We start from the raw sequence: 19,427 nt of genomic DNA on the forward strand, positions 1-19,427 counted from the left end.
ATAAATGTTTCTGCCTCAAAAAGCAGACGATAAAAAAGAGTAGTCGGACATTATAGAAGCATTAGTGATTAGGATCACATGGTATTTGCTACATCTTGAGATAAAAATCTTTAGTGAGCGCAATAAATGCTTCGCTATAACCACCTTGGTGGTGAATTGTAAGCGATTCGCGCTGCAAATCTTGCTCGCAAGCAGGATCTTTAGATAACTCGAATAAAATTCGGCTAGCTGGCTTTTTATCTGTTGTTTTCACATCAAGGCGTTTTGCTAGATACCAACCACATTGCTCGGCAAGCTTGATAAAACCTTCCCCCTCTGGCGTCGGTAGGATGAAGCTGGCCGTCGCGGCGTCGGTTGTTATCTCGAAACAACGCTGGGTAAGCGCTAAGTGATCCAAGCTGTCGGTGTGTCTGGCGGTGGCTCTTTGGCTTTGCTGCGCCTGTTCTCCAGAGTTGAAGTAGGGCGGGTTACAGATGATCGCATCAAACCTTTGTGGAAAGTCGGCTGTTAACACGCTGCCGTGATCAAGGGAGATACGATCTGGCCAAGGCGATTGCTCAATATTGACTGTGGCAGCATCAATGGCGTGTTGATCAATATCTATCGCAGAGATTGAAGCATCTTCAAAACGCTGCGCAGCCATCAAGGCCAGCAGACCTGTTCCTGTTCCAATATCGAGTACACATGATCTTTGTGGCAGGCTTACCCACGCGCCAAGTAATACGCCATCGGTACTGACTGGCATACCGCTTTTCCCGCCGTAAATTGAGAATTGCTTAAAATTGAAGCTTTTAGTTTGCACGGTTTTGTCTTTCATTAATGTTCTGAGTATCGAGATATTTTAAGTGATTAGCTCTAATGTTAACCGCTTGTATGGATCAATGTTCTGCTTGAGAAACTATTGTTGTGAATTATGGTTAGTTTATAATTGTGGCTATTTTTCTATATATAGTGGAATCCACTGCTTTTTGTTCTCATATGCAAATTTATATGGTGTTTTTGTGTGGTGGCTTGCAGCTAGCCAGTTGTTTCGTCATTATGCGCGACTATTTTATAGATTGATTGGCAGCTTTGAGCTGTAACATTCATGTAAGCACAACATAAATTCATAAATATAATTAAGGATTATCTGTGAAACAGAGTCTAAAACTAACAGATATAATGGCATTGGGCTTTATGCTTTTTGCGTTTTTCTTGGGTGCGGGTAACATCATCTTCCCACCTCTAGCTGGCCAATTAGCCGGTGATCACTTCCTTCCAGCGATGTCTGGTTTTCTGCTGACTGCCGTTGGTCTGCCGTTAATCACTATCGTCGCGGTTGCAGTGGCTGGCGGCTCTTGGGGTCACTTAACTAAAGATCTTCCTAAGAAAGCAGCAACCATCATGGCTGTACTGATCTTTATCATTATCGGTCCTGCATTTGCTGCACCGCGTACTGGCCTTGTTGCCTATGAGATGGCGGTGAAACCGTTCTTCATCGATGCCTCTCAAGCTCACCTAACTCTCTTTTCAATTGCATTTTTTGTCGTAGCGATGTTCTTCTCATGGTCGCAAGGTAAGCTTATTGACGTCATTGGTAAGGTACTAACACCTGCACTGTTCGTTGGTTTGGTTGTACTGGCGATTGCTGTATTCGTTAACCCTCAAGGCGATATTCTTGCGGCTCACGGTGAGTACATCACTCAACCACTGACCAAAGGTTTCCTTGAAGGCTACAACACCATGGATACTTTTGCTTCTTTGATGTTTGGTATGCTGATTGTTGATGCGATTCGTAGCAAGGGCATTACTGACCGTGCAGCGACGACTAAGTACCTAATTAGCGCGGGTTGTATTGCCGCAGCGGGTCTAGCGTTTGTTTACATCTCTCTATTCTTCCTAGGCGCAACAAGTGCAACAGTCGCAGCTGGTGCAGACAATGGCGGCGCTATCTTAAGCCTATACGTTCAATCGTTGTTTGGTCCTTCTGGTCAGCTAGTGCTTTCTGTGATCGTACTATTAGCGTGTCTAACAACGGCGATTGGCCTTGTGTCAGCGTGTTCTGATTACTTCAGCTCGCTAACGCCTCTGTCTTACAAGACTTGGGTAATCATCAACGGTGTAGCTTGTGCAACCGTTGCAAACGTTGGCCTTTCTCAACTGATTTCTCTGTCTGTTCCAGTACTGTTTGCACTGTACCCAGTCGCTATCGCGTTGGTTGCTCTGACATTCTTGCGTAGCCGTTTCCCTAATCCAAAAGCGGCTTACCGCGTAGTGGTATTAGTGTCACTGCTGTTTGCTCTTATTGATGGCGCTAAAGTAGCGGGTGTAGACGTGTCTGCACTTAAGATGCTGCCACTGTTTGAGATCGGTATGGGTTGGTTGCTTCCAACAACGGCTGCAATCATCTGTATGTTCTTTGTTGGTAAATCAACAGAACAAGAGATGGCTGAAGAGACTGTTTAATCTTCCGTTGAGATTAGATTGTCCTTCGAGATGAAATAGAAAAGGCCTCATTACTTCGCAGTAATGAGGCCTTTTTGTATTCTGTGGTCTTTTTATATCCAGCTAGTTACTTGGTTAGCTACTTAGCCGGGAGCACTTCTGTTTGGTTATAGCTTTTCGCTGTACTCAACCAGTACCTGCTCAACCCAACTTGCGATACGGTCGTCGCTAAGCTCGTATTGTGAATCTTCATCAAGCGCCAAACCAACGAATTGAGATTTGTCTTCCGTTAACGCTTTAGACGCTTCGAACTCGTAGCTGTCATCGTTTGGCCAGAAGCCAACAAACTCTGCACCCGCGGTTTTCAGTTCATCATGCAATAGACCCATCGCATCTAGGAACCATTCGCCGTAGCCTTCTTGGTCACCTAAACCAAACAGAGCCACAACCTTGCCTTTCATTGGCGTGGTTGCGATGTCTTCCCACAGTTCATTCCAATCTTCTTGGATTTCACCGAAGTCCCAAGTCGAGATGCCCAGCAATAAAAGGTCGTAGTCCGCCATCAATGAAAGAGGGGTTTCTTTCACGTTATGGATATCAACTAGGTCTTCACCAATAATGCCGCGAATTTTCTCTGCTGCCATTTCTGTGTAGCAGGTGGTTGAGCCGTAAAATAATCCAATTTTCATAGCAAACGTTCGATTTTAATTTCAGATGGCGAATTCTAACCATAAATCGACTTCGATTGCAGCGATTATCCGCTCAAGTCGTAATTTTTATGGCATTCATATTTGCTCTGGCATACTCTCAAAACAGTTTCCAATATTGTGAGTAACACTATGCAGTCGCCTCAAGGGCAGAGCGCAGACCACGGTCTCGTTGAGCAGTTTTTAGATGCTATGTGGATGGAGCGAGGATTATCGGAGAATACGCTTGTCTCGTACCGTACCGATTTGTCCAAGTTATTAGCGTGGATGGAAAATAACAATTACCGCCTCGACTTCATTAGCCTTTCAGGTTTACAGGATTATCAAGGCTGGTTAGCCGACGCCGATTTTAAGCAGACTTCTCGTGCCCGTATGTTGTCGGCGATTCGTCGCTTGTTCCAATACTTACACCGCGAAAAAATCAGAGGCGATGATCCAAGTGCCTTGTTGATCAGCCCTAAGCTGCCGCAACGCTTGCCGAAAGATTTGAGCGAAGAGCAGGTTGATGCTTTGCTTGATGCGCCAGATCCGAACGATCCGATTGAGCTTCGCGATAAGGCGATGCTTGAGTTACTCTATGCAACCGGTTTGCGTGTGACAGAGCTGGTTAGCTTGACGATGGAAAACATCAGCCTAAGACAAGGTGTGGTGCGTGTTATTGGTAAGGGTGGCAAAGAGCGCTTGGTCCCAATGGGCGAAAATGCGGTGGATTGGATAGAGACTTTTATTGAACAAGGTCGTCCACATCTACTTGGCGAAAACAGTTCTGATGTGGTTTTTCCGAGTAAACGCGCCAAGCAAATGACCCGTCAGACGTTCTGGTATCGTATCAAGCACTACTCGGTCGTCGCTGGAATCGACACAGAATTGTTGTCACCCCACGTATTGAGACACGCTTTTGCGACGCATTTACTGAACTATGGCGCAGATCTCAGGGTCGTACAGATGTTACTTGGGCATAGTGACTTATCGACAACCCAAATTTATACTCACGTGGCGACTGAAAGGCTGAAGCAAATTCACGCGCAGCATCACCCACGTGCTTAAATCCATTTATTTTTAAGGTGAACTTAATGAGCGTATTACGCCGTCTTCCTCTACTAGCGCTTCCTCTTATGATTACTGCATGTAATGCATCAGAAGCGAAAGTAGAAACAACATCAACAGCCGTAGAAGCTGGTCCAGCTCAAGCTATTGATACAGCTGCGTTAACTAAGCGTTTTGAAAAAATCGGTATTAAGGTTGATAAGATTGTCCCTTCGGATATAGATGGTCTGTTAGAAGTTCAAACCAACAGCGGCATTATCTTTTCTTCTCCAGAGGGCGATCACTTTCTAGCCGGCACTCTTTACTCTCTGGATGATAACGGCAAATTCAGTGACGTTTTGGCTGAGCGTCAAGCTCCGCTGAATGCTGAAAAAGTCGCAGCGATGTCGGATACGGTTATCGAATACAAAGCCGATAACGAAAAGTATGTTGTGACGGTATTTACTGACATTACGTGTGGCTACTGTGTTCGTCTGCACAGCCAAATGCAAGGCTACAACGATCTGGGTATCACCGTTCGTTACATGGCTTACCCACGCCAAGGTGCGACAGGGCAAGTTGCCGATCAAATGGCGGCAATCTGGGCTTCAGATGATCCAAAAACAGCGATGCATGACGCTAAAGTAAACCGTCAAATGCCAGCGTCTGGTAAAGACCTAGCAGAGCAAAAGCAGATCATTGCTAAACAGTACCAATTGGGTCGTGAGCTTGGCATCAATGGCACACCGGCTATCGTGCTAGCAAGTGGTGAGTTGGTGAGTGGTTACTTACCGCCAGCACAACTTCTTCAACGTTTAGAGCAATAATTTCGTTTCTGTATTGCCAATTTATCCCCCATGTTTTTGATTTAAGGAGTGGCCTGATTGATATCGGGCCCATTTTTATATGATAGAGATCCAACGCCGTCCTGAGGTCGACATTTCAGTCTTACCTGCTCACTTACCTGACTTGTTAAAGCGCATTTATGTGAGTCGCGGAATCGACAGTGCCGACCAACTAGAGACAGCAGCGAAAGGCTTGCACTCTTATCAAAAACTGGGCGGCATTGATGCTGCGGTTGAGCTGTTGTTCAAAGCGATTCAACAGCAAAAACGCATCATCATTGTTGGTGATTTTGATGCCGATGGTGCGACCAGTTCGGCGCTGTCTGTTTTAGCGTTACGTATGCTCGGCAGCTCTAACGTCGACTATCTGGTACCAAACCGTTTTGAAGATGGCTATGGCTTGAGCCCTGAGGTTGTCGAACAGGCAATCGAGCTTGGTGCTGAAGTGATCATGACGGTTGACAACGGTGTCTCTTCAATTGAAGGTGTTCGCTTTGCTAAAGAGAAGGGGCTAGAGGTTCTGGTTACCGATCATCACTTGCCGGGCAATGAACTGCCAATGGTCGATGCGATGGTTAACCCAAACCTTGAGAGTTGCGCTTTTCCTTCGAAAGCCTTAGCGGGTGTAGGTGTGGCTTTCTATCTGATGATGGCACTGTGTGTTCACATGCGTAAACTGAATTGGTTTGCAGAACGCGGCATGACAGAACCTAAGTTGATGGAACTGATTGACCTTGTGGCGCTGGGTACGGTTGCCGACGTGGTTCCACTCGATGAAAACAATCGAATCTTGGTCCATCAAGGTTTGCAACGTATTCGTGCGGGTAAAGCTCGTCCGGGTATTCAAGCCTTGATCGAAATTGCTAAGCGAGACGCTAAGCGTTTGGTGGCGTCTGACTTTGGCTTTGCTCTTGGCCCTCGTATCAATGCAGCCGGCCGACTGGACGACATGTCTTTTGGTGTTGAGCTGCTCATGAGCAACAATATCCATGCGGCTCGTCGAATGGCGAGTGAGTTAGATGGTTTGAACCAAACACGTAAAGAGATCGAAGAGGGCATGAAGCAAGAAGCGATGGCTTTTTGTGAGCGCCTTGAGTTTGGTAAAGACGATCTGCCTTCTGGTTTAGCCTTGTTCCAACGTGATTGGCACCAAGGTGTGATTGGTATCTTGGCTTCGCGTATTAAAGACAAATACCACCGCCCAGTGATTGCGTTTGCAGATGGCGGCGAAGGCAGTATCAAAGGATCTTGTCGTTCGATTCCGGGTCTGCACATGCGTGATGCTTTAGACCGTATCGACACTCAAAACCCAGGCTTGATTCTTAAGTTTGGTGGCCACGCAATGGCGGCTGGCTTAACCATCATGGAAAAGGACTTTGAACGCTTCAGCAAGTTGTTCAATGATGTTGTGAAGAATGAACTTGGAGAAACAGCACTGAAGGGCATTATCTTGTCTGATGGTGAGCTGTTACCAGAAGAGTTCTCTATGCACACCGCTGAAACGCTGCGTTCAGGTGGCCCGTGGGGACAAGCTTTCCCTGAGCCAATCTTCGATGGTGAGTTTAAAGTGCTGCACCAAAAGTTGGTGGGTGAAAAACACCTTAAGCTGATGCTCGAGCCGCTCTACAAAGGTCATCCTACCAATGTGATGATTGACGGTATTGCCTTTAACGTCGACCTACGTCGCTGGCCAGATGCCTCGGTGAAAACCGTTCATCTTGCATTTAAGCTCGATATCAACGAATTTCGCGGCAACCAATCGTTGCAGCTGATGATTGACCATATCGAAGCCAAATAGTTATTTTGGGCTCAAAAATGCTCATCATATAGCGCTAAATTCAACAAGCTCTGTTCAAAAACAGGGCTTGTTTTCCTTTCTGCCCTTACAAATTTTACGTGTTTTTTCTGCCTGTCAATTTTATATCCCATTAAGTTGTTGAATCTTGGTTCACCACTCTAAAAAATTCTGTATCTCCGTCACACTTTTGAGTACAATTCTTCGGTTAAATTCTACTCATAAATGATGAGCTAAAATGTTTGAAATCAATCCTATAAAAAACCGTCTGCAGGATGTGTCTGAGCGCACAAATATCCTGAGGGGGTATCTTTGACTATGACGCTAAGAAAGAGCGTCTAGAAGAAGTAAACGCAGAATTAGAACAACCGGATGTATGGAACGAACCTGAGCGTGCTCAAGCGCTAGGTAAAGAACGTTCTGCATTGGAAGCGGTAGTAGAAACGATCGACCAACTTGACCAAGGTGTTGAGGATGTTGATGGCCTATTAGAGCTTGCGGTTGAAGAAGAAGATCAAGAAACGTTCGATGAAATTGAACCAGAACTGGCCGAGCTTGAAGCTAAGCTAGAGAAGCTGGAATTCCGTCGTATGTTCTCTGGTGATCACGATGCATCAGATTGCTACATCGATTTACAGTCAGGTTCGGGCGGTACAGAAGCTCAAGACTGGACTTCAATGATGTTGCGTATGTACTTACGTTGGGCAGATTCGAAAGGCTTCAAGACTGAAGTTATCGAAGTGTCGGATGGCGATGTTGCTGGCCTTAAAGGCGCAACGGTACGTATTTCTGGTGAGTATGCTTATGGTTGGTTACGCACAGAGACTGGTGTTCACCGTCTAGTTCGTAAATCACCATTTGATTCAAGTGGTCGTCGTCATACTTCATTTGCATCTGCGTTTATCTATCCTGAGATTGATGACAACATTACGATCGACATTAATCCTTCTGACCTACGTATTGACGTATACCGTGCCTCTGGCGCTGGTGGTCAGCACGTAAACACCACGGAATCAGCAGTACGTATTACTCACGTTCCGACTAACACTGTGGTTCAGTGTCAGAATGACCGTTCGCAGCATAAGAACAAAGATCAAGCGATGAAGCAGCTACGTGCTAAGCTTTTTGAACTTGAGATTCAAAAACAAAATGCTGAAAAACAAGCGAGCGAAGAAACGAAATCAGACATCGGTTGGGGCAGTCAAATCCGCTCTTACGTACTGGATGATTCTCGTATCAAAGATTTACGCACCGGCATCGAAAACCGTAATACTCAAGCGGTTCTTGACGGTGACTTAGACAAGTTTATTGAAGCTAGCCTGAAATCAGGTCTGTAAGCTTTATCAACTATTAAGCTTTACCAATAATATTGGTAAAAATGCCTATATTTGCAAAAATATAGCGGTCCAAATTTTAAAAGCAGGGTACATCTCTAATGACTGATGCTGTTCAAAACGAAAACGCACAAGAAGCTTCTTCACCTGAAGAGAACAAACTAATCGCTGAGCGCCGCAGCAAGCTGGATCACATCCGCCAAAACTGCAAAGCTAACGGTCACCCAAATGACTTCCGTCGTGAGCATCTAGCTGGCGATCTTCAAGCGGAATTCGGTGAGAAGACTAAGGAAGAGCTAGAAGAGCTTAATCACATCGTTGCGATCGCTGGTCGTGTTATGGCGAAGCGTGGTCCATTCCTTGCGATTCAAGAAACTTCTGGTCGTATCCAAGCATACGCAGCGAAAGACGTACAAAAAGTACTGAAAGAGAAGTACCAAGGCCTAGATATCGGTGACATCATCGGTGTTAAAGGTGCGCTTCACAAATCGGGTAAAGGCGACCTTTACGTGAACATGGAAGAGTTTGAATTGCTGACTAAAGCACTTCGCCCTCTACCAGAGAAGTTCCACGGTCTAACTGACCAAGAGATGCGTTACCGTCAGCGTTACGTTGACCTAATCGTGAACGAAGATTCTCGCAATGCATTCATCGTGCGTTCTAAGCTTGTATCTTCAATCCGTAACTTCATGAGCGCGAAAGGCTACCTAGAAGTTGAAACGCCAATGATGCATGTGATCCCGGGTGGCGCAACTGCACGTCCATTCATCACTCATCACAATGCACTAGACATCGACATGTACCTACGTGTTGCACCTGAGCTTTACCTTAAGCGTCTAGTGGTTGGTGGTTTTGACCGTGTATTCGAGATCAACCGTAACTTCCGTAACGAAGGTCTATCTCCACGTCACAACCCAGAATTCACAATGATGGAATTCTACCAAGCGTACTCTGACTACAAAGACCTTATGGATCTGACAGAAGAGTTGCTAAGCACGGCAGCAATGGACGTTCTTGGTTCTACTTCTATGCCTTACGGTGACGAAACGGTTGAGTTCGGTGGCACTTACGCTCGCATGAGCATGTTCGATGCAATCAAACACTACAACCCTGAGCACGCTGAGATTCAAGCGCTAACAGAAGCAGATCTACAAGATCGTGAGAAGATGGTTGCTATCGCAAAATCTGTACACGTAGACGTAGAAACGTTCTGGACATGTGGTCAGCTTCTAGAAGAGATCTTTGGTGAAACGGCTGAGCCTCAGCTAATTCAACCAACGTTCATCACTGGCTACCCAGCGGACATCTCTCCTCTAGCACGTCGTAGCGATGACAACCCATTCTTCACAGACCGTTTTGAGTTCTTCATCGGTGGCCGTGAAGTAGCGAATGGTTTCTCTGAGCTTAACGATGCACAAGACCAAGACGAGCGTTTCAAAGCGCAAGTTAACGCGAAAGACGCGGGTGATGACGAAGCGATGTACTACGATGCAGACTACATCACTGCGCTTGAGCACGGCCTACCGCCAACAGCGGGTCAAGGTATCGGTATCGACCGTCTAGCAATGCTATTTACAAACACGCACACAATCCGTGACGTGATCTTGTTCCCGGCAATGCGTCCACAAGCGTAATTCTCGCTTTTAGGGCGTAACAGCCTATGTAATTAAAGAGCCACCTTCGGGTGGCTTTTTCTGTTTTTGGGCTTCAAAACCTAGTCTGTACCGCACTCTTGATTCGAAAAATCGTTATTTCTGACATAGTCTTACTATTGAGACATAAAATCTAAGATAGTCTCACTACTATACGTCTCTGCGCTGAATACGATCTCGCGGCATTTTGTCGAACGATGAAGCGGTGACTCGTATTAGTCTGATTTAAATAAAAATAGAATAAGGAAGAAGGATGGGAACTCAATTTAAGATGGATTCCTTACCAGGTTCTCTTATCGTCGTTGGTGGTGCGTACGAACCCTGGTTATCAGTGTTAGAACAAGTGGGTTGGCAGTGTACCCAGTGTGCAGATTTACGAAAAGCCGATGCCTTGATTGCTGATATTGGCCCATGTATTGGTATTGTCGATCTTAGTCATGATGAGTTCAGCCTCAACGGTATTGCTAACCTTGTGAGCAATAACAAGCAGGTGAGATGGCTCGCCTTTATCCGTGAATCTCAATTAAGCTCTGATACGATCTGCCAGTTTATCGTTAACTTCTGTATCGACTTTTTCACGGCGCCAATCCCAGACGCTCAGTTACTGAGTACCATTGGTCACCAATTGGGTATGCTTAAGCTTGAGCAGAAGGTATGGCCAAACTACGGCATCAATAACAACATGGGTCTTCTAGGCGATTCTGTGGCCGTGAAGCGCTTGAGAGACCAAGTGAAGCGTATTGGGCCGACGGATGTCAGTATCTTGATTTATGGCGAGAGTGGGGCTGGTAAAGAGACGATTGCACGCTCGATTCATCAAAATTCGTCGCGAGCACAGAAACCATTTTTAACGGTTAACTGTCGTGCCTTGTCTGAAATGAGAATAGAAGCCGAGGTGTTTGGCATATCAGCACAGCCAGCGACTGCGCCTTGTATGTTGGAAGAAGCCGATGGCGGAACCATCTTGCTTAATGATGTTTTAGCGATGCCACGCAATCAACAACTGAATCTGCTGCGCTTTCTGCAAGAAGGTAAGATTGAAACCGCGAATGGACCGAAATCCGTTGATGTGCGTATTCTGGCCGCGAACTCCTCTGATATCGAGAAGGCGTTGATCGAGGGCGATTTCAATGAAGAGCTTTATCATTATATCAATGTTCTACGTATTCATGTTCCGAGCTTAAAAGAACGTGTGAGCGATATTTCAGTACTGGCGAATCATTTTCTACGTGAGTACTCGAAAGAGTTTAATGCTCAAGCGAAGAGCTTCTCAGACGATGCTATCCGTTCGATGAATCGATACCATTGGCCTGGAAATGTGCGTGAGCTGATGAATCAGATTAAGCGTGTTGTGTTGATGTCTGATGCTGTGATCATTGAGGATCACCAACTGGATTTACCAAAACAGAATGATGAACGCCGAAGCTTGAAGAGTATTCGAGAGCGCTCAGAGCGCGATGCGTTGTTAATTGTTTTGGAATCTTACGGTGGTCAGGTTTCGTTGGCAGCTAAGGAGCTCGGTGTATCACGAGCGACGATGTACCGCTTGCTGAATAAACACAGCCTAATCTCTGAAGGGGTTGTTTAGACTCTTTTCTACATGACTTTATTCAGTCACCGTAAATTAAAGGCCACGTATCTACGTGGTTTTTTTGTTTCTGAAGGGTAGTCCGTTGTTTTCTAGCTCATCCCTAAGAGAGATATGCTGCGATTTTATATAATCATAGTGAATATGTTATATGTAAATGAATATGCAACTGATATTTCAGGCGAATGCATTGTTTTAAAAATGTTAACCAATTATCGGTTGAATAATATACTCACTTGGTTAGACTTTAACCGTGAAAGCAACGATTTAACAAAGACTTGTCTGCTTTTACTACCCCATTTCTTTTTGGATTTTTTAGTTAGCTTGGAGGCGCAAATGAAACATTTCGATTTTATACAGCATATTTGCGCGTCGTTTGATCCGTGTACTGACATGGTGACTGAAATGTCACATACATCAGCCATGGCCGATCGAAACACCCAAGATAAACCTAACTAATAGATCCGTACCCTTATTTGGCTGCGGAAAAATAGCAGCTAAGTGAGAAGCCCTCATACTATCTAACACGCTATTTTTCCTCAGTTGATTCAACAACTGGAGAGTTATTATGCGTCACTCAGTATATTTAAAATTAGCAACAGTCCTTATCCGTGCCGATCTTCGTCGTGAAGAGCGTGAATGGCAACGAAAAGTTCGTCGTAGTTCATATGATCTGCCATGGAACAATACTCACTTATTAAGAGATATTGGTCTTGAAGCTGACGGTCGACCGATTGGTTTTTCTGAACCAGAAGTCGTCACTATTGAACGTCGAGTACGTCACCTTCGTCGTGTCTTAAGTGCACGAATACCGACGTAATCTGCGGGGTTGATAGCACCTTTCAACCCCTAAGATAATTCACAGTGATAGTTATGGCGTCGAAAGGGCAAACTTTTGAACTAGAACTGACCAAAAAAGAGAAGCGCTTGCTTCTCTTTTTTGCTTTTTTAAGCCGTTATCTGTGCTTTTTTAAGTCGTTATCTAGTAAAGGAAAAGAGTTCTACTAAGCTTTATAGAGCAAGGGAGGCTGGCTATGCAAAAGCATCAATTAGACATGTGGTTACATGGAGAGCATAAAGACTCTTATCAAACACCCAAAGTGTACGTTATTGGTTGTTCTGATATTTCAGAATATCTATTGGCGGTGGAGTACAAACACAAGCTAGAACCGGTAAAGCAAGACGGAGAGCCGCTTCACTTTGGATCCTTGGATCAAGTGAAAGAGGAGTTACTCCGGCTCGGCTTTGAAAAGGCGTATCTTCGTTTACACAACGCCTATGATGAGTTTGGTAATGAGCCAAGCCAAAGCTACTGTGACATTGAACTGGCGCTCAAACCTCATTAAGAGGCGTTTGTAGCGCGAGATTGATTCTAATTACAGACTGTTTTGTAACGCACTGATAGTTCTGGCTATCGAGGTTCGATTAAACGCTCTATGCGTAATGTGTTGTCAGCAATTTGTGGGTGAATTGAGTTCGTAGATAGAAACCGCGTGGTTTGGTTTTGATAGGTTTTCCACTTGCACCGTAAGCTTCCGTTAACACACGACTGTTGGCAGCCTTTGGACGTAAATGCAGTGCTTCACCGTGTCTTGCTGTTATCTGTTCAACATTGCCTAACACGATCAACTCCATCAGTTCTTCCCAATCTCGTTTCAAGAGTTCGTCTTCCGCTTGGCTAGGTGTCCATAATAATGGGGATCCTACATGCCTCTCCGCTAGTGGGATCTCTCTTTCTCCCTCGACAGGGATCCACAAAACCTTAGACAGCTTGTTTCGAACGTGGCTGGTTTCCCAAGTTATGCCTTGCACGCCCATCAAAGGCGCAACACACACAAAGGTGGTTTCGAGTGGCTTGCCAGAGTAGCCAATCGGAATGCTTTTTAGCTCGATCCCAAGCTTGGCAAAATCTTGTTCTGGTTTACTGCCTGCAGGCGCTCCTAAGTGCCATTCCAATAGCTGCCCAACCCAGCCTTTATCACGCTTAAGGTCGTTTGGCATCACCATCTCGGCTTCGTCGGCGAGCTCTTTAAAGGTCATTCCGGCGATGGCATACGCGCGCTCTAACAGCTCTTGTTGTGTTTGTGGTTCTGGTTTCATAATAAAAGGCATGATCAAAAAAACGATTTTATCAGAAGTTATCACCAAATGACGACTGGTTAAGAAATGATCTCCTTGCGAGAAAAGGGATCAAACTCAGGGTTATCCACAGGACATAAAGGTAATTAATTGAAATATTAATTTAGTGGATAAATAAACAGGGGTTTATGGTGGATAAAATGCTTGCCAAATGGGGTTCAAAATGAATCTTTCACTTAGTAGTGTGGATAAACATCGGAGTGGTTGATCTTTAACCATGTCAGATTTCTGAAAGATCTTTTACATTTCTAATGTTTTTCAAAACCAAAATATTATTTTAATTAACTGATTTATATGAAAATAAAATGAATTTGATTGATTTGTCGTTTTTGGTGTTGATGAATCTATGGATTAAAAAAAACGATTGCGGGTAATTCTTCACATAGTTATTCACAGAAAAGGTGAATAAATGTGGTCTATGTCTCACTATTGTGTGGGTAACTAGAATTTGAGCAAAACTTATCCATATTCCTAGTTATTATTCATAAATATAGCGCTTATCACGTCACTAAGTTTGCTCCGATTGGGGATATGTGGAAAAATCAGAGTAATTAAAAATTTAGATAGAGGTTGGCCAGTGATAGATGGCGATGGTTACCGATTAAATGTTGGTATTGTAATCTGTAACAACCATGGTCAGGTCTTCTGGGCTAAACGATACGGGCAACATTCATGGCAATTCCCTCAAGGGGGAATAGATGAAGGTGAGACTCCGGAACAGGCAATGTACCGCGAGTTGTATGAAGAGGTTGGCCTTACTAAAAAGGATGTAAAGATCGTCGCGACAAGTCGTCATTGGTTACGCTACAAGCTACCCAAACGACTGGTTCGGTGGGATTCTAAACCTGTCTGTATTGGACAAAAACAGAAGTGGTTCCTTTTGCGCTTAGATTGCGATGAGTCGCATATCAATATGCAGCGTGGAAGTACACCTGAGTTTGATGGTTGGCGTTGGGTGAGTTACTGGTACCCAGTTCGACAAGTTGTTTCTTTCAAGCGAGATGTTTACCGTCGAGCGATGAAAGAGTTCGCATCTTTAGCAATGCCGTTTAAAGAGCGAAAAATAAAAGGAAAGCGCAAATTGCGTAGAGGTTAAGCATGCTCAGTCAACTAAGGGAAATAGTTGAACACGTATCAAGAGTTGAAGATGTGTCGACGGCTCTTGATATTTTGGTTAAAGAGACATGCAGTGCGATGCAGACGGAATGTTGCACCGTGTATTTGGCAAATAATGATATGCAGCGCCTTGAGTTGATGGCAACTCAAGGCCTGATCTTCAAAGGCAATAGCATTCACATTGGTTTTGACGAAGGTCTGGTTGGCCTTGTTAAAAGAAGTGCTGAACCTATCAACCTTGCACAAGCGTCTGCTCATCCTGCTTATAAGTTTTTTCCAGAGCTTGGAGAAAACGTCTATCACTCTTTTCTCGGTACTCCGATTATCCACCGCAAGCAAGTGCTCGGTGTATTGGTCATTCAACAGAAGACCCCGCGTTTATTTAGTGAGATGGAAGAATCCTTCCTTGTCACGCTCTCTGCACAACTTGCCGTTATTGTGGCGCACGCCCAAACTCAAGGCCATTGGCTGTTAGAGCAACAGAAGCTACCTGCGACTAAAGGTATTGCCGCTTCATCGGGCGTGGCGATTGGTGACTTATGGTGGGATAACACTCAGCCTGAACTCACCGATGTTTATCCTGCTTCGACGCTCAATGTAGAGAGAGAGCATGAGTTGTTGGCGGTAGCGGTTGAAAACGCCCTCAATGACTTTAAGCGCATGCGAAAGCGCTTAGATAGCGAAATCAATAAAGACGCGCTGGCGATCTTTGACCTGTTTACTCACTTACTCAACGATCCAATGTTGCGTAAGGATCTAAAAAGCCAAATTCAGAAAGGCGATAAAGCCGATTGGGCATTAAGACAGGTTGTTGAAAGCTATTCGAATCGCTTTGCTCGTATGTCCGATGTGTATCTTCGTGAGAGAGCACAAGACATCCGAGAGCTCGGACAAAGGCTGCTCTATTTCCTCCACAACTCTGAACATGAACTTCGCACGTTAGATAAGCCGATTATCTTAGTGGTTCGTGAGTTAACCGCTTCGGTATTAGCGTCTATTCCAAAAGAAAAGCTCTTGGCGGTTATTTCTTTGGAAGGGGCGGCGAACTCGCACGCAGCAATTTTATCTCGAGCGCTTGGCATACCTTCCGTCATGGGGGTAAATCTTAACTTAGCTCAAGCTAATGGTAAGCGAGCGATTGTTGATGGGTATAGCGGTGAGATCTTTATTGAGCCGACTAAAAGCCTGCTCAAAGAGTATCGTGGGCTGATTCTAGAAGAGAGTGAGCTCTCCTCTATGGTCAATCGCGAGCTGTACCTTCCGGCAAAAACCCAAGACGACAAGCAAGTCGAGATCCTGCTTAATGCGGGCTTGAGTGCAGACACTAACATTGCTATCAACCAAGGCGTTGATGGAGTAGGGCTGTATCGAACTGAAATCTCTTTCTTGTTGCAGCAAAGATTCCCGTCAGAGGATGAACAATTCAAGCAGTATCGTTCAGTGCTGGCAAGCTACCCAGAGAAACAAGTGGTGATGCGTACACTCGATATCGGTGGTGATAAGGCCTTACCGTATTTTCCTATCGAAGAGGACAATCCATTCCTTGGTTGGCGTGGCATTCGTTTTACGCTCGATCATCCAGACATCTTTATTATTCAGTTACGTGCCATGCTACGTGCGAGTTGTGAAAGCCATAACTTGAGTATTTTGCTGCCGATGATCTCTGGTGCTCAGGAATTGGATGACGCGCTACAGCTGATTGAACAAGCGTATGACGAAGTGCATGAGCTTGATAACCGAGTGCGTATGCCTCGCGTTGGTATCATGATTGAAGTGCCATCCATGCTGTACATACTGCCGCTGATTGCGGATAAGGTCGACTTCGTTTCAGTCGGTACCAACGACTTAACCCAATATTTATTAGCGGTTGATCGGAACAATTCACGAGTATCTGATGTCTACGAATCAATGCACCCTGCGGTGATCATGGCATTAAAACAAATTCATGATACTTGTAAGCAATATCAATTACCTGTGTGTATTTGTGGCGAGTTAGCCGGTGACCCGATGGGAGCGCTGCTATTGATTGGATTGGGGTATGAGACGTTGAGTATGAATACCTCGAATGTCGCAAGAACCAAATATTTGATTCGTCAATCGAACTTGGCTGAATTACAGGATTTGGCAAATAAGGCACTTTCAAAACCGTATGGTAGTGACATCTATAGTATGATGCTGAACTATTTCGAAGAGCGTGAATTTACAGGCTTCATTCGAGCAGGTAAAAAATAGGATTTAACGTGTCATATGAACTGATAGGCTTGTTAGCAGGCCTTGGTGCTATTGTTGGTGTTTTAGCTGGCTTGCTAGGCATTGGTGGTGGTTTGCTGGTGGTTCCTGCCTTACTGTTTTTGCTTCCTAAAGCGGGTATCCCCCAAGAGTTTGCGATGCAAATGGCATTGGCTACTTCGCTATCAACCATCATAGTTACGTCAGGATCGTCTGCGATTAACCATCTAAAGTTGGGTAACGTAGAGATGTTTGTCGTTAAGTGGTTGATGCCTGGTGTGGTGATAGGTGGCTTCCTCGGATCTTTCGTGGCCGATGTGATTCCAGCTCAATACCTACCAAAAGTCTTTGGTGTGATTGTGTTGGTATTGGCGTTGCAAATGCTGCTGTCGATTCGCTCTAAGAGCCAAAAATCGATGCCAGGTTCAGCTAAAACCGTGTTGTGTGGCGGCGGGATTGGTTTGGTATCAAGCTTAGCGGGCATTGGCGGTGGGTCTTTATCGGTACCTTTCCTTAACCATCACGGTGTGGAAATGCGTAAAGCCGTCGGCTCATCTTCGGTATGCGGTTGTGTTATCGCGATTTCGGGAATGCTAGGTTTCATTTGGCATGGATCTTCTGTCGATGATCTTCCTGCGTATAGCTTAGGTTATGTTTATCTGCCGGCTTTGATCGCGATATCTTGTACCTCAGTTTTGACCACTCGAGTGGGGGCGAAACTGGCCACTCAATTGCCAACCCCAGTGCTGAAGAAATTCTTTGCGGTGTTTTTAATGTTTATAGCAGCCACAATGCTGCTGTAGTGTCTTTTCTGTTAGTCATCGAGCTAACCGTTAATCAATTTAGATAGAGAGCCAAGTATGTCTCAGGGTTTTATCGAATTCCCAAATATCGATCCTGTTCTTATTGAACTAGGACCAATCTCAGTTCGTTGGTACGGCCTAATGTACCTTGTCGGTTTTATGTTTGCTCTTTGGTTAGCAAATCGCCGAGCTGATCAACCGGGCAGCGGTTGGACTCGAGAGCAAGTATCAGACTTACTGTTTGCTGGTTTTCTAGGTGTGGTGTTGGGTGGTCGTATTGGCTACGTACTTTTCTACAACTTTGACCTTTTCCTAGCAGACCCACTGTATCTATTTAAGGTATGGACTGGCGGTATGTCTTTCCACGGTGGCTTGCTTGGTGTTATTACTGCCATGTTTTGGTATGCCAAAAAGAACGGTCGAACCTTCTTTGGTGTGGCAGACATGATTGCACCATTGGTGCCATTTGGTTTAGGCATGGGGCGCTTAGGTAACTTCATGAACAGCGAGCTTTGGGGCCGTGTGACTGATGTGCCATGGGCGATTGTGTTCCCTAACGGTGGTCCACTTCCTCGTCACCCATCTCAACTTTACGAGATGGCGCTTGAAGGTATTGTACTGTTCTTCATCTTGAACTGGTTTATCAAAAAGCCGCGTCCTCTTGGTTCTGTATCAGGGTTATTCCTAGCTGGATATGGTACATTCCGCTTCTTAGTAGAATACGTACGTGAACCTGATGCTCACCTAGGTTTGTTCGGTGGATTTATCTCTATGGGACAAATTTTGTCACTGCCAATGGTTATCATCGGTGTGCTGATGATGGTGTGGGCATACAAGCGTGGTCACTACAAAGACGAATTACCACAACAAACGAAGTAAGGAATTGGTGTGAAACAGTATTTAGATCTCTGTCAGCGTATCGTTGATGACGGTACTTGGATTGAAAATGAACGCACGGGCAAGCGCTGCCTAACCGTGATCAATGCTGACCTTGAATATGATGTTGGTAATAACCAATTCCCACTGGTAACAACGCGTAAGAGCTTTTGGAAAGCCGCAGTTGCTGAATTGCTTGGCTATATCCGTGGTTACGACAATGCTGAAGATTTTCGTAAGCTAGGGACTAAAACTTGGGATGCGAATTCGAACCTGAACGAAGCATGGCTGAATAACCCTTACCGCAAGGGTGAAGATGACATGGGCCGTGTTTATGGCGTTCAAGGACGTGCATGGGCAAAACCTGACGGCGGTCATATCGACCAACTGAAGAAGATTGTTGATGATCTAACTAACGGTATTGATGACCGTGGCGAGATCTTAAACTTCTATAACCCAGGTGAGTTCCACATGGGATGTTTGCGTCCGTGTATGTACAGCCATCACTTCTCACTACTTGGTGATACTCTGTACCTAAACAGCACTCAGCGCTCTTGTGATGTTCCACTAGGCCTGAACTTCAACATGGTTCAAGTGTATGTCTTCTTAGCCATCATGGCGCAAATCACGGGCAAGAAAGCTGGCGTGGCTTACCATAAGCTTGTGAATGCTCATATTTACGAAGATCAACTCGCACCCATGCGTGATATCCAGTTAAAGCGTGAGCCGTTAGCTGGCCCAACATTCCATATCAATCCTGAGATTAAGTCTCTAGAAGATTTGGAAACATGGGTAACGATGGATGACTTCTGGGTTGAAGGTTACGAATGCCACGAAGCGATTAAGTACCCATTCTCGGTTTAATCTCATCCGCTTTGTTTGATTGAAAGGCT

Annotated in this window: 17 protein-coding genes; 14 read left to right on the top strand and 3 right to left on the bottom strand. The window is 45.1% G+C overall.

The annotated features are described in order from the left end of the window. Nucleotides 1-88: 88 nt before the first annotated feature. Nucleotides 89-817 carry a tRNA1(Val) (adenine(37)-N6)-methyltransferase gene (locus tag AB6E85_RS11625; protein ID WP_372142736.1) on the bottom strand — a complete coding sequence of 243 codons (729 nt, stop codon included), beginning with the start codon at nt 815-817 and terminating at the stop codon, nt 89-91. A 314-nt stretch (nt 818-1,131) separates the two neighbouring features. On the opposite strand from AB6E85_RS11625, the gene brnQ reads away from it, so the two are divergent. Continuing rightward, entirely contained in the window at nt 1,132-2,445 is a 1,314-nt protein-coding gene (gene brnQ, locus AB6E85_RS11630; protein ID WP_019820574.1) for a branched-chain amino acid transport system II carrier protein, read from the top strand. 146 nt (nt 2,446-2,591) lie between these two features. Here the strand turns inward: brnQ and fldB are convergent, their stop codons facing one another. Further along, nucleotides 2,592-3,113, bottom strand: a complete 522-nt coding sequence (gene fldB / locus AB6E85_RS11635) for a flavodoxin FldB (RefSeq protein WP_048606779.1) — start codon at nt 3,111-3,113, stop codon at nt 2,592-2,594. A gap of 150 nt (nt 3,114-3,263) precedes the next feature. On the opposite strand from fldB, the gene xerD reads away from it, so the two are divergent. From xerD to AB6E85_RS11675, 8 genes are all read left to right on the top strand, one after another. Further along, nucleotides 3,264-4,178: a site-specific tyrosine recombinase XerD gene (xerD, locus tag AB6E85_RS11640; protein ID WP_372142738.1), complete on the top strand. Its 915-nt coding sequence runs from the start codon at nt 3,264-3,266 to the stop codon at nt 4,176-4,178. A 26-nt stretch (nt 4,179-4,204) separates the two neighbouring features. Then, entirely contained in the window at nt 4,205-4,984 is a 780-nt protein-coding gene (locus AB6E85_RS11645) for a thioredoxin fold domain-containing protein (protein WP_061019032.1), read from the top strand. Nucleotides 4,985-5,063: 79 nt separating this feature from the next. Continuing rightward, nucleotides 5,064-6,800: a single-stranded-DNA-specific exonuclease RecJ gene (gene recJ, locus AB6E85_RS11650; protein WP_050635059.1), complete on the top strand. Its 1,737-nt coding sequence runs from the start codon at nt 5,064-5,066 to the stop codon at nt 6,798-6,800. Between the two features lie 235 nt (nt 6,801-7,035). Then, a protein-coding gene (prfB, locus tag AB6E85_RS11655; protein ID WP_100208942.1) for a peptide chain release factor 2 occupies nt 7,036-8,134 on the top strand; the annotation gives its coding sequence in 2 pieces (ribosomal slippage) (nt 7,036-7,110 and nt 7,112-8,134; 1,098 coding nt in all). Between the two features lie 98 nt (nt 8,135-8,232). Continuing rightward, entirely contained in the window at nt 8,233-9,765 is a 1,533-nt protein-coding gene (gene lysS, locus AB6E85_RS11660; protein ID WP_372142740.1) for a lysine--tRNA ligase, read from the top strand. A 271-nt stretch (nt 9,766-10,036) separates the two neighbouring features. Continuing rightward, nucleotides 10,037-11,371, top strand: a complete 1,335-nt coding sequence (vpsR, locus tag AB6E85_RS11665) for a cyclic-di-GMP-binding transcriptional regulator VpsR (RefSeq protein ID WP_050053118.1) — start codon at nt 10,037-10,039, stop codon at nt 11,369-11,371. Nucleotides 11,372-11,939: 568 nt separating this feature from the next. After that, entirely contained in the window at nt 11,940-12,191 is a 252-nt protein-coding gene (locus AB6E85_RS11670; RefSeq protein WP_004735015.1) for a hypothetical protein, read from the top strand. A 214-nt stretch (nt 12,192-12,405) separates the two neighbouring features. Beyond that, nucleotides 12,406-12,717, top strand: coding sequence for a DUF6482 family protein (locus AB6E85_RS11675; RefSeq protein ID WP_004735016.1), 312 nt, complete (start codon nt 12,406-12,408; stop codon nt 12,715-12,717). A gap of 88 nt (nt 12,718-12,805) precedes the next feature. Here the strand turns inward: AB6E85_RS11675 and mutH are convergent, their stop codons facing one another. Further along, nucleotides 12,806-13,471 (bottom strand): DNA mismatch repair endonuclease MutH, encoded by a 666-nt coding sequence (mutH, locus tag AB6E85_RS11680; RefSeq protein WP_048606845.1) that lies wholly within the window; start codon nt 13,469-13,471, stop codon nt 12,806-12,808. A 616-nt stretch (nt 13,472-14,087) separates the two neighbouring features. On the opposite strand from mutH, the gene rppH reads away from it, so the two are divergent. From rppH to AB6E85_RS11705, 5 genes are read left to right on the top strand one after another with little or no spacing between them, the layout of a single operon-like run. Further along, nucleotides 14,088-14,606 (top strand): RNA pyrophosphohydrolase, encoded by a 519-nt coding sequence (gene rppH, locus AB6E85_RS11685; protein WP_017059335.1) that lies wholly within the window; start codon nt 14,088-14,090, stop codon nt 14,604-14,606. Nucleotides 14,607-14,608: 2 nt separating this feature from the next. After that, entirely contained in the window at nt 14,609-16,858 is a 2,250-nt protein-coding gene (gene ptsP / locus AB6E85_RS11690) for a phosphoenolpyruvate--protein phosphotransferase (protein WP_050644343.1), read from the top strand. An 8-nt stretch (nt 16,859-16,866) separates the two neighbouring features. Continuing rightward, on the top strand, nt 16,867-17,658 hold the full coding sequence (locus AB6E85_RS11695) for a sulfite exporter TauE/SafE family protein (protein ID WP_017059337.1): 792 nt from the start codon (nt 16,867-16,869) through the stop codon (nt 17,656-17,658). A gap of 57 nt (nt 17,659-17,715) precedes the next feature. Continuing rightward, entirely contained in the window at nt 17,716-18,537 is an 822-nt protein-coding gene (gene lgt, locus AB6E85_RS11700; protein WP_017059338.1) for a prolipoprotein diacylglyceryl transferase, read from the top strand. 9 nt (nt 18,538-18,546) lie between these two features. Then, nucleotides 18,547-19,398: a thymidylate synthase gene (locus tag AB6E85_RS11705; RefSeq protein WP_017056122.1), complete on the top strand. Its 852-nt coding sequence runs from the start codon at nt 18,547-18,549 to the stop codon at nt 19,396-19,398. Nucleotides 19,399-19,427 lie beyond the last annotated feature (29 nt).

Source organism: Vibrio sp. 10N.247.311.51, assembly GCF_041467855.1.
GTDB lineage: Bacteria > Pseudomonadota > Gammaproteobacteria > Enterobacterales > Vibrionaceae > Vibrio > Vibrio coralliirubri.

Coding starts and splice junctions, on each gene's coding strand:
- AB6E85_RS11625 (WP_372142736.1), bottom strand. CDS start 817: ATGAAAGACAAAACCGTGCAAACTAAAAGCTTCAATTTTAAGCAATTC.
- fldB (WP_048606779.1), bottom strand. CDS start 3,113: ATGAAAATTGGATTATTTTACGGCTCAACCACCTGCTACACAGAAATG.
- xerD (WP_372142738.1), top strand. CDS start 3,264: ATGCAGTCGCCTCAAGGGCAGAGCGCAGACCACGGTCTCGTTGAGCAG.
- AB6E85_RS11645 (WP_061019032.1), top strand. CDS start 4,205: ATGAGCGTATTACGCCGTCTTCCTCTACTAGCGCTTCCTCTTATGATT.
- recJ (WP_050635059.1), top strand. CDS start 5,064: ATGATAGAGATCCAACGCCGTCCTGAGGTCGACATTTCAGTCTTACCT.
- lysS (WP_372142740.1), top strand. CDS start 8,233: ATGACTGATGCTGTTCAAAACGAAAACGCACAAGAAGCTTCTTCACCT.
- vpsR (WP_050053118.1), top strand. CDS start 10,037: ATGGGAACTCAATTTAAGATGGATTCCTTACCAGGTTCTCTTATCGTC.
- AB6E85_RS11670 (WP_004735015.1), top strand. CDS start 11,940: ATGCGTCACTCAGTATATTTAAAATTAGCAACAGTCCTTATCCGTGCC.
- AB6E85_RS11675 (WP_004735016.1), top strand. CDS start 12,406: ATGCAAAAGCATCAATTAGACATGTGGTTACATGGAGAGCATAAAGAC.
- mutH (WP_048606845.1), bottom strand. CDS start 13,471: ATGAAACCAGAACCACAAACACAACAAGAGCTGTTAGAGCGCGCGTAT.
- ptsP (WP_050644343.1), top strand. CDS start 14,609: ATGCTCAGTCAACTAAGGGAAATAGTTGAACACGTATCAAGAGTTGAA.
- lgt (WP_017059338.1), top strand. CDS start 17,716: ATGTCTCAGGGTTTTATCGAATTCCCAAATATCGATCCTGTTCTTATT.